Annotated in this window: 14 protein-coding genes, 1 tRNA gene and 1 riboswitch; of the genes, 9 read left to right on the top strand and 6 right to left on the bottom strand. The window is 65.5% G+C overall.

Translation table 11 applies throughout. The features are described 5' to 3' along the window. Positions 1 to 130: 130 nt before the first annotated feature. A tRNA-Thr gene (locus JYA52_RS01515) sits at positions 131 to 207 on the top strand. Positions 208 to 214: 7 nt separating this feature from the next. Here the strand turns inward: JYA52_RS01515 and JYA52_RS01510 are convergent. Together JYA52_RS01510 and JYA52_RS01505 are read right to left on the bottom strand one after the other, a co-directional pair. Next, complete coding sequence (locus tag JYA52_RS01510; protein WP_307869278.1) at positions 215 to 1,000, bottom strand: DUF1905 domain-containing protein; 786 nt, start codon at positions 998 to 1,000, stop codon at positions 215 to 217. 44 nt (positions 1,001 to 1,044) lie between these two features. After that, entirely contained in the window at positions 1,045 to 1,392 is a 348-nt protein-coding gene (locus JYA52_RS01505) for a hypothetical protein (RefSeq protein ID WP_205651384.1), read from the bottom strand. A 149-nt stretch (positions 1,393 to 1,541) separates the two neighbouring features. On the opposite strand from JYA52_RS01505, the gene JYA52_RS01500 reads away from it, so the two are divergent. The 3 genes from JYA52_RS01500 to JYA52_RS01490 all read left to right on the top strand — a co-directional run bounded on the left by JYA52_RS01500 (position 1,542) and on the right by JYA52_RS01490 (position 3,063). Beyond that, positions 1,542 to 1,772, top strand: a complete 231-nt coding sequence (locus JYA52_RS01500) for a hypothetical protein (protein WP_240459844.1) — start codon at positions 1,542 to 1,544, stop codon at positions 1,770 to 1,772. Between the two features lie 113 nt (positions 1,773 to 1,885). Then, complete coding sequence (locus tag JYA52_RS01495; RefSeq protein ID WP_205651383.1) at positions 1,886 to 2,188, top strand: DUF4193 domain-containing protein; 303 nt, start codon at positions 1,886 to 1,888, stop codon at positions 2,186 to 2,188. 326 nt (positions 2,189 to 2,514) lie between these two features. Continuing rightward, positions 2,515 to 3,063, top strand: coding sequence for an AMIN-like domain-containing (lipo)protein (locus JYA52_RS01490; protein WP_205651382.1), 549 nt, complete (start codon positions 2,515 to 2,517; stop codon positions 3,061 to 3,063). 176 nt (positions 3,064 to 3,239) lie between these two features. Here the strand turns inward: JYA52_RS01490 and JYA52_RS01485 are convergent, their stop codons facing one another. Genes JYA52_RS01485 through JYA52_RS01475 form a run of 3 tightly spaced genes read right to left on the bottom strand, consistent with a single transcriptional unit; the run spans position 3,240 to position 6,891 of the window. Next, complete coding sequence (locus JYA52_RS01485; RefSeq protein WP_205651381.1) at positions 3,240 to 4,787, bottom strand: APC family permease; 1,548 nt, start codon at positions 4,785 to 4,787, stop codon at positions 3,240 to 3,242. After that, complete coding sequence (locus JYA52_RS01480) at positions 4,784 to 5,842, bottom strand: agmatine deiminase family protein (protein WP_205651380.1); 1,059 nt, start codon at positions 5,840 to 5,842, stop codon at positions 4,784 to 4,786. The genes JYA52_RS01485 and JYA52_RS01480 overlap by 4 nt, the downstream gene beginning before the upstream one ends. After that, positions 5,839 to 6,891: a nitrilase-related carbon-nitrogen hydrolase gene (locus tag JYA52_RS01475; protein WP_205651379.1), complete on the bottom strand. Its 1,053-nt coding sequence runs from the start codon at positions 6,889 to 6,891 to the stop codon at positions 5,839 to 5,841. The genes JYA52_RS01480 and JYA52_RS01475 overlap by 4 nt, the downstream gene beginning before the upstream one ends. A 210-nt stretch (positions 6,892 to 7,101) precedes the next feature. On the opposite strand from JYA52_RS01475, the gene JYA52_RS01470 reads away from it, so the two are divergent. Further along, positions 7,102 to 7,596 carry a Dps family protein gene (locus tag JYA52_RS01470; protein ID WP_205651378.1) on the top strand — a complete coding sequence of 165 codons (495 nt, stop codon included), beginning with the start codon at positions 7,102 to 7,104 and terminating at the stop codon, positions 7,594 to 7,596. Between the two features lie 83 nt (positions 7,597 to 7,679). Here JYA52_RS01470 and JYA52_RS01465 read toward each other — a convergent pair whose 3' ends face one another. Next, positions 7,680 to 9,257: an MFS transporter gene (locus tag JYA52_RS01465; RefSeq protein WP_372433703.1), complete on the bottom strand. Its 1,578-nt coding sequence runs from the start codon at positions 9,255 to 9,257 to the stop codon at positions 7,680 to 7,682. 66 nt (positions 9,258 to 9,323) lie between these two features. Here JYA52_RS01465 and JYA52_RS01460 point away from each other — a divergent pair, with 66 nt between their 5' ends. The 4 genes from JYA52_RS01460 to gcvH form a co-directional block, all read left to right on the top strand. After that, positions 9,324 to 9,863 carry a TetR/AcrR family transcriptional regulator gene (locus JYA52_RS01460; RefSeq protein ID WP_205651377.1) on the top strand — a complete coding sequence of 180 codons (540 nt, stop codon included), beginning with the start codon at positions 9,324 to 9,326 and terminating at the stop codon, positions 9,861 to 9,863. Positions 9,864 to 10,358: 495 nt separating this feature from the next. Beyond that, a riboswitch (glycine riboswitch) is annotated at positions 10,359 to 10,457 on the top strand. 197 nt (positions 10,458 to 10,654) lie between these two features. Next, the gene (gene gcvP, locus JYA52_RS01455) at positions 10,655 to 13,501 is read left to right on the top strand and encodes an aminomethyl-transferring glycine dehydrogenase (protein WP_205651376.1); all 2,847 of its coding nucleotides are present in this window, start codon (positions 10,655 to 10,657) and stop codon (positions 13,499 to 13,501) included. Between the two features lie 34 nt (positions 13,502 to 13,535). Beyond that, complete coding sequence (gene gcvT / locus JYA52_RS01450) at positions 13,536 to 14,684, top strand: glycine cleavage system aminomethyltransferase GcvT (RefSeq protein WP_205651375.1); 1,149 nt, start codon at positions 13,536 to 13,538, stop codon at positions 14,682 to 14,684. Between the two features lie 272 nt (positions 14,685 to 14,956). Then, positions 14,957 to 15,323: glycine cleavage system protein GcvH (gcvH, locus tag JYA52_RS01445; RefSeq protein WP_205651374.1), on the top strand; the 367-nt coding region annotated here is incomplete at its 3' end.

Here is a 15,323-nt window from a genome sequence, read left to right as displayed (position 1 = left end):
TGAACGTTGACGGCCCGCCGCCCCGGATTGAGGACGAATCCGGAATGTGGCGGGCCGCCGCCGTTTTTACCTGCGGGCAGTCCGTGGGCTAACCTTGTTTAGCGCCGTATGGCGCACGCCCTGAGGGCGCGCCTCCTTAGCTCAGTTGGCCAGAGCACCGCTCTTGTAAAGCGGGGGTCGTCGGTTCGAATCCGACAGGGGGCTCCACGCCGGTTTATGGCCGGCGGCTTTGTAGATGTTCCTGGCACCCCACCGAGTAGGCCTCGCGGAGCCAGCCGGTCAGTTCGCTGTCAACGTCGGAAGCACGGGTCACTCGGACAGTGTAGACATGCGTGTATGGGGACAATGTTTCAATTCTTTGGAATCTCGGGGACTCGATCCTTCGGGTGAGCCAGAAATTCACATCGATCCAGTCTCTCCGGGGCCTGACCCCGCCGAACCGCACCCGGACCATGAACGCGACCCGGTCCCGGTACGGAACCAGCGTGACCGGGCCCATGGCTTCAACTGTTCGGCGGACCACGTCGAAGAGCCGAAGGATTTCGGCTGGCTTCTCGCGGAACGGCTCGTCCAGTGAGTGCCTGGCGCAGGAGTGGTTGATGTTCTTGGGCAACAGATCCCATTTGTCCGCAGCCCCTGCGGCGCCATCGAGGGCACGGGCCAGGTCGGTGGGAGCAACGATGCGTTGGGCACCGAGCGGTTCGATGTCGACGGTAACTGTGTCTCCAACCTTCACGCCGGTGGCCGCCCTCAGGCCGCCGGGAACATACAGGATGTGCCCTCCCGGTTTGACCGGCATCAGCGTGGCATGGAACTCCGCACCGCTAAGTCGGCCGGTAACCCTGATCCGGCCCGTCTGCGCAAAGGGCAGCAACTCGTTCCTGGCCCTGCCCGGAACGTCGACGAAAGGATTGGCCCCCCGCGATTGAACCGTGGCGCTGAAGCGGACCGTGCGGTCATTATTGTCCCGGTCAGGGCAGCGCGACAAGGGACCTGCCACGTTTCAGGCGCTGCCTGATTGGGAACGGATTTCAGCGCCGTCCTTCAGTCGGCGTCGATCTCGTCCAGCAGGTCCTTGGCCGCCTTGCGGATGTCGTCGTGGTCATACTGGGCCGCCCGGCTCTCCAGCGAGATGACGGCGCAGCGGTGGACTCTCTTGAAGTCGCCGAAGGGGAAACTGACGCTGCCTTTGGTGCCCTCCGACTCCTCGCGGTCAATGCCCAGGTGCCACTTCGAGAACTCCTCAAAGCCGTGCTTGTCAATGAACGAGTTTTCATCATCTGTTGACGGGGCATGCTCACTCCAGTCATCACGGATGTCCCGCTCGACCTTTCCCTTTTTCACGAGTGCGCGTGCATGATCCAGTGCCTTGCGGTTGAGCTTGGTGGCCATGGTGTGCCTCCTGGAGGGTGCGGATGCCGATGTCACGTTTCAGGCTAGGCCGGACGTCGCCCCCGCCGCCAGCCCCAGAGCTTACCGGCTTAACCCGGCGGAGACCCCGGCGAAACGTGCCCACAACACGGGGCGCCTACCTTTGCAGCATGACCACGACGTACACGGCCCGAGACCTGCTGGGCAGGATCCGCAACACCCTGGCTGACGCCTTGTTCTCCCGTCATTTTCCCGACACGGCGGAAGAAGCCTCGGATGCCCTGCAGCAGGTCACCCGCTGGGCCTGGCTGCCTGCCTTGAGCGGGGTGACCGTGGCCGCCGAACACGCCCGTGGAGCCCACGAAACTGCCGTCCGCGGCAGGCCGGATCAACCGCAATAGGGCCGGAACTGTCGCGTTGAACACACTAGTCTTCACTTTTCTGGATTATGACCTAAACTGCTTCACTGAGGTGCCTGAAATGGCGCTGCGCAGCAACGAAAGTGAACAACGCTATGGCTACCGATTACGACGCCCCACGTAAGACAGAAGAAGAGACTCCCTCCGAATCGCTGGAGGCTCTTCAGGCGTCCCGCGGCGGCGGCGCGCAGACCGCTGTTATCGATGTCGACGAGAACGACACCGCCGAGGGCATCGACCTTCCGGGCGCAGATCTCTCCGGCGAAGAACTTACTGTCATTGTTGTTCCCGAGCAGTCCGACGAGTTCACCTGCTCCTCCTGCTTCCTGGTCCGCCACCGGTCCCAGGTTGCACGCGAAAAGAACGGCATGAAGTACTGCCGCGACTGCGAAGGCTGACACAGCCCCAGGCGCGCGCCCTTTCCTTAGCAAGGCAATGCGAGACGCCGGCGGCCCCACAGGGAAGCTGGCGCCTCGCTTTTTTGTGCCCGGAGCGCCTTGTTGGCGCATGCCGGCCACCCGCCGTTATCAGCGGTAACGGCCATGTGGAGAAAGGGCCACGAACGTCTTTCGACGCCCCCAGAAAGTGCCCCCGAATCACAGTCCCGTAACCGGTTTCCGAGGCGCTTAACGGTTGCGCTCCGAACCGGACACATCCCTCGTTTCGGGCTGTTGGTGCTCCTACGCTGGAGCTATCCAATCACGCACTCGAAAGGGGTGGCCACATGAAAAAAATAAGCGCCTGGCTGACAGCTATGGTGATGGCTGTCGGGCTGGGCCTACTGGCTCCGGGGTCCGCCTCCGCAGCCTCATACTGCGGGCTCGTCTGGGGCTCGTTGGCAAAGTCCAACCAGGCCATGAGCGCCGCATCAGTAACCAATGTACGGACGGGGCAGCACTACTGCTTCGACCGCCTGGTGATCGATCTCAAAGGAAAAGCAGGCGGCTACAACGTCCGCTACGTCTCCAAGGTCGTCCAGGACGGGTCCGGACTTCCCATCAAGCTGAGGGGAGGCGCGTTCCTGCAGGTCACGGCCCACTCGCCGAGCTATGACAACGACACGGGAAAGGCCACCTTCACTCCGGCCAACAGGTCAGAGGTGACCAACGTTTCCAAATACCAGACGTTCAGGCAGCTGGCCTGGGCAGGCAGCTTTGAGGGTTACACCACCCTCGGCCTCGGTGTCCGGGCACGACTGCCGTTCAAGGTGTTCACCCTTGCCGGTCCCGGCTCGGGATCAAGGCTCGTCATTGACGTCGCCCATCACTGGTGACGGGCGGCGTCCTCCAGGCCGATGAAGCCTTACCTGCCGCAGGCAAAGCAGCCACAGGCAAAGCACGCAGGCACAACACGCAGGCACAGCGCATAGCCGGTTGATGCGCACGATGCCCCGCCCCCCGGACAGCGGGAGGCGGGGCATCGCCTTGTGGTCGGGCGCCGGGTCGGCTGCTACTCGGGAACAACCAGTGCCGGAGTGTCCCGGCGGATGGTTTCGCCGCGGAAGAACCCGGGCCGGCGCCGCGACATGACCAGCATGAAGACGACTCCCATGGCGAGGATGCCGACGCCGAGCACGAACACCAGGCCCACCCCAAAGATCTCCGAGCCGCTGCCGAACTCCGGCGCCCAGCTGTCCGCCGCCGTCTGCAGGAACACCACCAAAAGCCCCACGCCGCCCAGCAGCGGGCAAAGCAGCCGCAGCGTGAAATTCCGGACGCTGCTGAAGGCGCTGTTGCGGAAGTACCAGACGCACGCGAACGCGGTCAGTCCGTAGTAGAAGCAGATCATCAGGCCCAGCGCGAGGATGGTGTCATTGAGGACGTTTTCGCTGACCACATGCATCACGGCGTAGAACCCGGCCGAGAGGACACCGGAGGCGATGGTGGCGAAGCCCGGCGTCGCGAACTTCTTGCTCAGGCGGCTGAACGGCTTGGGCAGGGCGCCGTAGTGCGCCATGGCCAGCAGGCTGCGTGACGGGGACGTGAACGTCGACTGGAGCGACGCCGCCGAGCTGGACAGGACGGCCAGGGACATGAGGATGGCGACGGGTCCCATGATGGGGGAGGCCAGTGCGGTGAAGATGTTTGCGTGGTTTTCCTCGTTGTTCAGGCCGATGCCTGTGTCCCCGACGCCGGCGAACATCATGGTGGCAATGGTCACCAGCAGGTAAATGCCAAGGACGACGACGGCGGTCAGGGTGCCCGCCAGGCCTGCGGTTTTCTTGCCGTTGGAGGTCTCCTCGTTCACGGTGAGGCAGACGTCCCAGCCCCAGTACACGAAGATGGACAGCGAAATGCCGGCCGCGACCTGGCCGAACGTCTCGATCTTGGTGACATCGAACCATTCCCAGCTGAACGGGATGGAGGTTTCGGACGAGGACCAGTTGGCGAAGGCCAGGGCCACGAAGAGTCCCAGCACCAGCAGCTGGAAGCCCACGAGTCCGTACTGCACGACCTTGGTGGTGTGCAGCCCGCGGTAGCTCACCCAGACCGCCAGCGCCACGAAAACGAAGCAGGTTGCCACGTTGAGGGGCTTGTTGGCGGCCAGATCAGCCAGTTCCGGTGCGCCCGTGAGCTGTGCGATGAACAGGTAGAAGAAGTCCACGGCCACCGCGGCCAGGTTGGACAGCACGATGATGTTTGCGGCCAGCAGGCCCCAGCCGCCCATCCAGCCGACCCACGGACCGAAGGCCTTGGTCACCCAGGTGAACGTGGTGCCGCTGTCAGGCGAGTCGGCGTTCAGCTCCCGGTAGGCCAGGGACACGAGGATCATCGGGATGAAGCCGATGAGGAAGATGACCGGAAGCTGCAGCCCGGCCTCGTTGACCGTGGGACCGAGTGCGCTGGTCAGCGTGTACGCCGGCGCAATGGTGGAAATGCCAAGGACGACGACGGCGAGGAGGCCAAGCTGCCCGCCCTGCAGTCCCTTCGCGGTGATGCCGTGGGAGGTGCCGGCGCCGGGCGCGGCCGGTGCGGTGGTGCGGGTGGTTTGACTCATGGCTGGCCCTTTCTGGCCGACAGTCCGTTCCGGGAGCCGGCGGGCTGCTGCTGGGTGATGCAGTGGATTCCCCCGCCGCGGGCGAAGAGCTCGCGGGCGTCGATGCCCACCACCCGGCGCCCGGGATAGGCGTCGGCGAGGATGCGGAGGGCCTTCTCATCGTTCGGGTCGGAGAACGTGCAGGCGATGACGCCGCCGTTGACCACCACGTGGTTGATGTAGCTGTAGTCGACGAAGCCCTCCGCGTCCGTCAGGGCCGCGGGGGCGGGAACTTCGATGATGTTCCACTCCCGTCCGACCGCATCCCGGGTGGTGGACAGGAAGCTGATGACCTCACGGCTGACCTCGTAATCCGGGTGCCTGGGATTCTGTTGCGAATGGACCAGGAGAACGCCCGGCGAGGGGATGGTGGCCACGATGTCCACGTGTCCGCGGGTGCCGAACCGCTCAGAATCGCGGGCAAGGCCGCGGGGAAGCCAGATCACCTGGCTGGCGCCGATGGTCCTGGCCAGCTCAGCCTCAACCTCTGCCCGGGTGAGCCCGGGGTTGCGGCCCGGATCCAGCTGCACGGTTTCGGTGACCAGAACCGTCCCCTCGCCGTCCACCTGGATGCCGCCGCCCTCGTTGACCAGCCCGGAGACGAGGTGGTGGGCGTCCGTCCGGCCAGCCACCTCCGCCGCGATGAGCGAATCCTTGTCCCAGCGCGCCCAGTCCTGGGCACCCCAGCCGTTGAAGACCCAGTCCACGGCGCCCAGCCTGCCGCTGCCGTCAAGGACGAAGGTGGGGCCGATGTCCCGCATCCAGGCGTCGTTCAGTTCCGCCGGAAGCACCTCGACGGCGGGGTCCAGGTAGCGCGCGGCTGTATCGACGTCGTCGGGGGCAACCACCACCGTGACCGGCTCAAATTCAACGGCGGCGTTCGCGACGGCCGCCCAGACCGAACGGGCGGCGTGCGCATCTTCGGCTGTCTCGCCCAAGGTGTAGCCGCCGGTGGGGAAGGCCATCCAGAGCCGCTCCTGGGGCGCTGTTTCGGCCGGCATGCGCCACGTGCTCATGCGGTTACCTCGGCAGGCACGTGGCCGCCGGTGATTGAGCCTGCGCCGTTCCCGAACGGTTCGTCATGACGCACCGGTTCGGTGAGCCGTGCGTAGGTGTCCGGGCGGCGGGTGGTCAGGAACGGGAACAGGGTGAGCCAGTCGCGCCGCTGGTCCAGGTCGAGATCGGCCACGAGCACGGCCGATTCATCCCGCGGCGCCTGGACCAGGATCCGGCCGTAGGGATCGGAAATGAATGAGGACCCGTAGAAGTTCAGGCTGCCTTCCCGCCCCCAGCGGTTCGGCACGGCCATGAACAGCCCGTTGGCGATGCCGTTGCCCACGATGACCTGCTGCCAGAGGGGCTGCGTGTCGAAGTCCGGGAACAGCGGTTCTGACCCGATCGCCGTCGGGTACACCAGCAGCTCGGCGCCGCCGAGCGAATACATCCGCGCCAGCTCAGGAAACCATTCGTCCCAGCAGGTGGGCATGCCGAGCCGCGCGCCGCCGAGTTCTGCGGGGGCGTGGACTTCGTAGGCGTCCTCCGCTGCCGGGCCCTTCCGGAAGAACCGGTCCTCGTAGTAGCCGGCCGTGACGGGAATGTGCAGCTTGTAGGTACGGGCCAGCAACTCGCCCGCAGGGGAGACGAGGATGGATGTGTTCAGGCCCAGGCCGTCGTCCGCGCCCTCCGGGTCCTCGGCGCGCTGATAGAGGGAGGCATGCACGCAGATGCCGTGCCGGCGCGCTGCGTCAGCGGCGAAGCGGAAGGTGGGGCCGGTGAGAAGGTCCTCCGCCGCATCCGAGGGGCGGGGGCGGGCGCGTCCCGGCAGGGACAGGTCATTCTCGGGAACCTGGTCCGCCGGGTAGCGGGACAGCGTGAGTTCGGGAAGGAAGACCACGGTGGCGCCGAGCCGGGCGGCCCGTGCGATGCCGTCGTTCAGTTCGGCACGAAGGGCTGCGATGCTGCTGTGCCAACGGTGCTGCACGACTCCGATCCGCAGCGCGGGACGCGCGGACGGCGCTGTCCGGGCAGGGGAGGCGGGCGAAGCGAGGCAGGTGATTTCAATCATGATGACTACTCCAGTGAGACGACCGTCACTAAATGAATGACGTTCATTTAGTATGCACGGCAGGGGCTGTGCTGGCAAGGATTATTTGAAGGGCATTCATTTATGAACGAGATAATAAGTAAGCTGATCGTGAAATCCGGGCTTTCGTCCTGCCGTCCCTGGCCCGGGCTGCGGTAGCGTCGGAGCTACTGGACCACTCGAGGAGGATTCATGAAAGCTTCACCGACACTGACCAACAACATGCAGGCCGTGCTGGCCGACCTGATCGAGCTGCACATGCAGGGCAAGCAGGCTCACTGGAACATTGTGGGAACCAACTTCAGGGACCTCCACCTGCAGCTGGACGAGATTGTCGACGCCGCCCGCGCCTTCGCGGATGACATGGCGGAGCGCATGCGGGCACTCCACGCCCTCCCCGACGGACGCAGCGAGACCGTGGCGAAGTCCACCAGCCTTGCCCAGTTCCCGCAGGGGCTCATCAATACAAAGGATGCGATCGACCGGATCGTGGCCGCGCTTGAAGCCGCAGTCGGCACCATGCGCAAGGTTCATGACGAGGTGGACGAGGAGGACCCCACCACGGCCGACCTGCTCCACGCCTTCATCGAGAAGCTCGAGCAGTACGCCTGGATGGTTGGCGCCGAGAACATGAAGGCTTCGGCGAGCGTCACGCAGCCTGACAGCAAGCAGACCGCCGGCAAGTAGCGAGACAGCAAACGACGGCGGGCAGCGGGCAAGCGCTGCCGCGGAGGTCCGTCACCGCAGCCGCGGTGACGGACCTCCGTCGTCTACCTGGCCTTCGGAACTCCGCGCAGCACGACGGCGGACATGACTGCCGCCCCGGCCATCAGAACCAGCGCGATGGAGGCGGTGATGTGGACGCCTGAGTCGAAAGCCAGGCGGGCCGCCGCTGCGAGGGTTTCGGACAGCGGGGCGGGCAGCGTTTCGGCCAGCTCCATCGCCCCCGCCAGCGTTTCCCTGGCCCGGTCCGAGGAAGCACCTTGGGGCGCCTGGGCAACGGCATCGGGCAGCACGAACTTCGCCTGGTACGAAGCTGTCAGGATTGACCCCAGCACGGCCGTTCCCAGAAGGGAGCCCACCTCGTAGCCTGTTTCGGAGATGGCCGCAGCCGCCCCGGACTTGGCCGGCGGCACGGCGCCCAGGATCAGGTCGTTGGAGATGGTCTCGGCCGCCCCCACGCCCATTGCCAGCAGGAGCAGCGCCCCAAGCAGCAGGGATGGCCCGGCCGAGTGGTCGCCAAGAGTCACCACGCAATAGCCCGCCGCGCTCAGCGACAGTCCGCCGGCCACCACGAACCCCGGCCGGATCCTCCTCACCAGCGGCACCACAAGGAGGCCCGCCACCACGGTGGCCGCCAGCGCCGGGAGCATGGCCATCCCCGATGCCGACGGGGACATCCCCTCAAGCAGCTGCAGGTGCTGGGCCAGGAACAGGATGAAGCCGTTGAAGGAGAACAGCGCCAGAACGTTGGCGGTGATCGCCGTGCTGAACACCCTGTTCCGAAACAGGGACAGGTCCAGCAGGGGAGACGCGAGCCGCTGCTGGCGACGGACAAAGGCACAGCCCATGAGCGTGCCGAAAGCGATGACCGAAAGCGGCAACACCCCGGGGCCGTCTGTGGCCAGTTCCTTGATCCCGAAAACCACGGGCACCATGGTCAGCATGGAGAGCAGGATGCTGGGCGCATCCACCCGGCCCGGGTTTGGATCCCTCGACTCCGGAATGAAGAATCGGCCGAAGACCAGCAGCGGCACCATGATCGGCACGGACACCAGAAGCACCGCGCCCCACCAGAAGTGCTCCACGAGCCAGCCGCCGAAGATCGGTCCAAGGGCAGCGCCGCCGGAGAAACCAGCCGCCCAGATCGCGACGGCCAGGCGGCGACGGTTGGGCTCCGGGAAGATGTTGCGGATCAGGGACAGCGTGGACGGCATCAGCATGGCGCCGAAAAGGCCCAGCCCGGCACGCCCTGCAATCAGCCATTCAGCAGTGGGGGCAAATGCTGTGACGGCCGAAACCGCGGCAAAGCCCGCAGTGCCGATCAGCAGCAGCCGGCGGCGGCCAATCCTGTCGCCCAGGCTTCCCATGGCCACCAGCAGCCCCGCCAGGACGAGGGCGTAGGAATCCACGATCCACAGCAGCTGCACGCCGGAGGGGTCCAGGCTGCGGGCGATGGCCGGGAGCGCAAACGTCAGGGCGGTGTTGTCCACGGCCACGAGCAGCACCGGGAACATCAACAGGCCCAGGGCAAGCCAGTCGCGCACTCCGCCGTTGACGGGAGCGGGCTGCCGTGCTGCTTTGCCGGGGGCTGGTTTGAATGCCTGGAAGGATGCGGACATGGTCATGGTTATAACTATACCGTCCGGACGGTACAGTTATAACCACTCGCCAAAACGGGCATGATGGAAGCCATGCCCAGAAAACCAGTAGCGCGCGATGCCGTCCTCGACGCCTTCGAATCCCTCCTTATCGACGTCGGGGAGCGCGCCGCCACCCTTGACGCCGTCGCCGGGCGCGCAGGTGTTTCCAAGGGCGGGCTGCTCTACCACTTCCCGAACAAGGAGGCCCTGATCGGTGTCCTGCTGGACCGCCTGGACGAATATGCGGAGGCGGATGCCCGGGCCATGGCCACCGCGCCTGAAGGGGCGGCCGCCTACTTCATCAAGTCGTCGGTCTGGGCGGACACTCCGTTGGACCGCGTCATCGTGGCAGCAACGCGTCTGGCGGAGGTGGCCCATGAGGAGACCCGGCGCCGGTTCGCCCATATCCAGCAGCGCTGGCTCGATGAGATCGCCAAGGACGTGGGGCCGGGCCTGGCCAAGGCGGTCCTCTACATGGGGGACGGGCTGTACTTTAACGCCATGCTGTCGATCGGGCCGGCCGCGACGGCTGCCGAGACGGCGGCCGACGTCGAGAGCCTGCTGTCCGCGCTGGAGCGGCTCCGCGGCTAATGCCTTGTTGAGGTCACGAGAGAGAGCGGAAAAGTTTCTTGAGCAGATCTTGATGTCGTGCTGTCCAGGTCTTGAGGGGCCGGGGCGAGACTGGGGGGGGGCGGGGGCCGTGCAGCAGCGTCGCGGCCCGCATTCGAGTGGGGAAGCGGGGGCCTGTGATGACCGGAAGGAATGTCGAGACATTCTATGAAGACCGGCTGTGGAAGGCCCGGCGGGACGGGAGCTCTCAGTCCCTCGTCGTGAGCGCGAATCGGTTTGACGCCTTGAAAGCTGGAAGGATTGCCGCCGTGCGCGACTGTGTCGACCACATCATCCGGGATATGGACGGCCGGTTCCTGTACCAGAACAGCTACCGCGACCTCCCGGGACACTTGCTGGGCGATCACGGCGTTTTTCCGTGGGCAAGTTCCCGGTCCGCGAGACAGTTTGCAGACTGGTTCCGGACATAGGAGAATATCCCCTGTGACTGTTGTCACCGCTAACTGAATATGCCTTTGATCTGCGGCGGGAGAGTTCTGCATGTAGGTACAAGCAGGCGCCGTAGGAGCAAACCCTCCCCAGGAATCTCTCAGGCCCATGTACCGCCGCGGCAAGGCAACTCTGGAAAGTAGCAGGCTGTCCGCCTGGAGTCTCGGGATCACCCGAACATCAGGACGCGCTGAGCTCACCGACGGTGCAAGCGGGACTGTGCGCAAAGCACGGCGACGCGGAAACTCTCAGGTCCAATACAGAGCGGGGAGGAACCCGAATCAATGTGGCGTACCCAGCGCCGCCATAGTTATGGAGTTCCTTTGACCGTACATTCAGCCTCCACGTCCTTCGTCGACCGGCATATTGGCGCCCGCCGTGAAGCCGACGTTGACGCCATGCTCAAGGCTGTCGGCTATGACACCGTTGATGCTCTGGTTGACACCGCCGTGCCCAAGGACATCCGCCAGGATTCCCCATTGGAACTCTCCGCCGCACTGAGCGAAGTCGAAACGCTCACTGCACTGCGCAGGCTGGCCGCCAAGAACAAGACGGCCGTCCAGATGATCGGCCAGGGTTACTACGACACCGTGACCCCGCCGGTGATCCGCCGCAACATCCTCGAAGCCCCCGCCTGGTACACGGCCTACACCCCGTACCAGCCCGAGATTTCCCAGGGCCGCCTCGAAGCCCTGCTGAACTTCCAGACCATGGTGCAGGACCTCGTGGGCCTGCCCATCGCCAACGCATCGCTGCTTGACGAAGCCACCGCCGTGGCCGAGGCCGTCCTGATGATGCGTAGGGCCAACAAGAATAAGGAAGCCCGCGACGGCAAGACCGTCCTGGACGCCGACTGCCTCCCGCAGACCATCGCCATCGTCCGGGGCCGCGCCGAAGCGCTGGGCTTCGAGGTTGAGGTCGCGGACCTGTCCCAAGGACTGCCCGACGGCGTGATCAACGGTGTCGTCCTCCAGCAACCTGGCGCCTCCGGCCGCGTCTTTGACCACTCCGAGGTCATAGCGGCAGCCAAGGACCGCGGCGCCCTGGTAACAGTTGCCGCCGACCTCCTGGCACTGACCCTCATCACCCCGCCGGGCGAGCAGGGTGCGGATATCGCCGTCGGCTCCGCGCAGCGCCTGGGCGTCCCGCTGTTCTACGGCGGACCCCACGCCGCCTACATGGCCGTCCAGAAGGGCCTCGAGCGTTCCATGCCCGGACGCCTCGTGGGCGTTTCCAAGGACTCGGCCGGTGTGCCCGCCTACCGCCTCGCGCTGCAGACCCGCGAGCAGCACATTCGCCGTGAAAAGGCGACGTCCAACATCTGCACCGCCCAGGCGCTGCTGGCCATTGTCGCCTCGATGTACGCCGTCTACCACGGCCCGGACGGCCTCAAGGCGATTGCCGAAACCGCCCACGGCCACGCCCGGACCCTCGCCGCCTCCCTCAAGGCCGCCGGCCTCGAGGTCCTGCACACCAGCTTCTTTGACACCGTCACCGTGTCCGTTCCGGGCAAGGCGGCAGAAATCATCGCCGCGGCCGAGGCCCGGGGGATCAACCTCCGCAGCATCGATGCCGACACCGTGGGCATCTCCACCGATGAAACGACGACGGCGGCCATCGTCGAGGACGTTCTCGGCGCCTTTGGTGCCGGCAAAGTTGAGGCGACGGATGCCTTCTCGCTGGACGCCGCCGTCGAACGCTCTTCCTCGTACCTGCAGCACCCGGTGTTCAGCACCCACCGCTCCGAGACGCAGCTGCTGCGCTACGTGCGCCGGCTCTCCGACCGTGACCTTGCGCTGGACCGCACCATGATCCCGCTGGGCTCCTGCACCATGAAGCTGAACGCCACGGCGGAAATGGAAGCGATCTCCTGGCCGGAGTTCGCGTCCATCCACCCCTTCGCCCCGGATTCCCAGACCGAAGGCTGGCGCGAACTGATCGCGGATCTCGAGGCGCAGCTCACCGAGATCACCGGCTATGACCAGGTGTCCATCCAGCCCAACGCCGGTTCCCAGGGTGAGCTGGCAGGCCTGCTCGCCATCCGCGGCTACCACCTGTCCCGCGGCGACGAGCAGCGGACCGTCTGCCTGATCCCCGCCTCGGCGCACGGCACCAATGCCGCGTCCGCCGTGCTGGCAGGCATGAAGGTGGTCGTCGTGGCCACCGCCGGCGACGGCACGATCGACCATGCCGACCTCAACGCCAAAATCGAGCTGCACAAGGACGCCCTGTCCTGCATCATGATCACCTACCCGTCCACCCACGGCGTGTACGACGCCGACGTCCGCGAGGTCTGCGACGCGGTCCACGCCGCCGGCGGCCAGGTGTACATCGACGGCGCCAACCTCAACGCCCTGGTCGGCCTGGCCCAGCCGGGCAAGTTCGGCGGGGACGTGTCCCACCTGAACCTGCACAAGACCTTCTGCATCCCGCACGGCGGCGGCGGCCCGGGTGTGGGCCCGGTCGCTGCCAAGGCACACCTGGCACCGTTCATGCCCGGCAACGCCGCGACCTGGACGGAGGGCAACGACGTCCCGATCTCGGCGTCGCGCTTTGGATCAGCCGGCGTCCTGCCGATCTCCTGGGCCTACGTGAAGCTCATGGGCGGCAAGGGTCTGACGGATGCCACCAAGTCGGCACTGCTCGCCGCCAACTACGTGGCAGCGCGGCTCAACGACTTCTTCCCGGTGCTTTACACCGGCGCGGCGGGCCTCGTGGCGCACGAGTGCATCCTGGACCTGCGTGAACTCACGGCCAAGACCGGCGTGACCGCGGAAGACGTGGCCAAGCGCCTCATCGACTACGGTTTCCACGCACCTACCCTGGCGTTCCCGGTGGCCGGCACGCTGATGGTGGAGCCCACCGAATCCGAGGACCTCGGCGAAATCGACCGCTTCATTGAGGCCATGATCTCCATCCGCGCCGAAATCGACCAGGTGGCCAACGGAGATTTCAGCGTCACGGACAGCCCGCTGCGGAACTCCCCGCACACCGCGGCAGCGGCCATCAGCTCCGACTGGGACCGTGAATACCCGCGCGAGCAGGCAGTGTTCCCCGTGCACTCCCTCAAGCAGGACAAGTACTTCCCGCCCGTGGGCCGGATCGACGGTGCCCTGGGTGACCGTAACCTGATCTGCTCCTGCCCGCCTCTTTCCGAGTTTGAAAACTAGATCTCGACAAGCTCGATCACCGGAAGGTTTTCACATGACTGAGAATTACACCGCCCTTTACGAAGAGCACAAAAAACTCGGCGCTTCCTTCACCGACTTCGGTGGCTGGCAGATGCCGCTCAAATACAGCTCCGAGCTGGCCGAGCACCATGCTGTCCGCAAGGCCGCCGGCATCTTCGACCTCTCCCACATGGGGGAAGTCTGGGTGACCGGGCTCGATGCTGCAGCATTCCTCGACTACGCCCTCGTCGGCAAGATCTCGGCCATGGCGGTCGGCAAGGCCAAGTACTCGCTGATCTGCAACGAGGACGGCGGCATCATCGACGACCTCATCGTGTACCGCCGGCCCGCAGACTCCGAGGGCCACAACCGGTTCCTGGTGGTGCCGAACGCCGGCAACGCCAAAGTGGTGGCTGCGGCCCTTGCCCAGCGTTCGGCCGGGTTCGAGGTTGTCGTCGACGACGTCTCCGCCGCCACATCGCTGATCGCCGTCCAGGGACCCAAGGCCGAGGAGATCCTCCTGCGCCTGGTGCCCGCGGCCCGGCACGAGCTTGTCACCGGCCTGAAGTACTACGCTGCCGTCGAGGTCCCGTTCCTGGTGGCGGGCGCCGGCCAGGAACTGCTGCTGGCCCGCACCGGTTACACCGGCGAGGACGGCTTTGAGATTTTCGTGGACAACGACGACGCCGCAGCCCTCTGGCAGGCGATCGTCGCCATTGCGGACGAGGGGGAGCTGACGCCCGCCGGCCTGGCCTCCCGTGATTCGCTCCGCCTCGAAGCTGGGATGCCGCTGTACGGCAACGAGCTGTCCCTGGAGGGCGACCCGTTCACCGCCGGCCTGGGACCCGTCGTCGCGCTGTCCAAGGAAGGCGATTTCGTCGGAAAGGCCGCCCTGGCCGCCAAGAAGGAAGCGGGCGCCGGCTCCACTTCGGGCCGCAAGCTCGTGGGCCTCAAAGGCCTGGGACGCCGTGCCGGCCGCGGCCACTACCCGGTGCTCAAGGACGGCAATGTCGTCGGCGAGGTCACCTCCGGCCAGCCCAGCCCGAGCCTTGGGTACCCGGTAGCCATGGCGTACGTCGACGTGGAGCACAGCGAGCCCGGCACCGCCTTGGACATTGACCTGCGCGGCAAGAGCGAGCCCTTCGAAGTCGTGGCACTGCCTTTCTACAAGCGCGCAAAGTGAGCTGACTCGTAAAACCGCTCCGTCCCCGGCCCCTCAAGGTCCAAGCTCGATCATTGGGGGTTGAGCTTGTCGAAACCAGGGATCTAGACAGGCTCGATCGCCGGTGCAATTGCTGGTCGAGCTTGCCCTTTTCAAAGGGAACACCGGCGCAAGGCGACGGGGGCTCGGTATCCGGCAGCATGCGTCAAAGCGACGAAGGAGCAGCATGCAGAGGATGCCGACCCCCGCCGCCGCACAGAACCACAGAAGATTTCAAACGTAAGGAAAAAAGCATGGCAAAAGTTGCCCCTGAACTGCAGTACTCCGACGAACACGAATGGGTTGCCCGGGATACCGGCAACGCCGGATCAAATATTGTTTCGATCGGGATCTCCGCCGTGGCTGCCGATGCCCTGGGTGACATCGTCTACGTGGACCTGCCCGAGGTCGGTTCGACTGTGACGGCGGGGGAGACGTGCGGTGAGGTGGAGTCCACCAAGTCCGTTTCGGACCTGTATGCCCCGGTGACGGGCGAGGTTGTCGAGATCAATGGCGACGTCGTGTCCGATCCGGCGCTGATCAACAGCGATCCGTACGGTGCCGGCTGGCTGTTCAAGGTCGCCGTGACCGAAGAGGGTCCGCTGCTCTCTGCCGAGGAGT

The sequence above is a fragment of the Arthrobacter pascens genome, from assembly GCF_017052465.1.
GTDB lineage: Bacteria > Actinomycetota > Actinomycetes > Actinomycetales > Micrococcaceae > Arthrobacter > Arthrobacter pascens.
The sequence above is the reverse complement of the archived record's forward strand: the minus strand, read 5'-3'. Positions and strand labels throughout refer to the sequence as shown.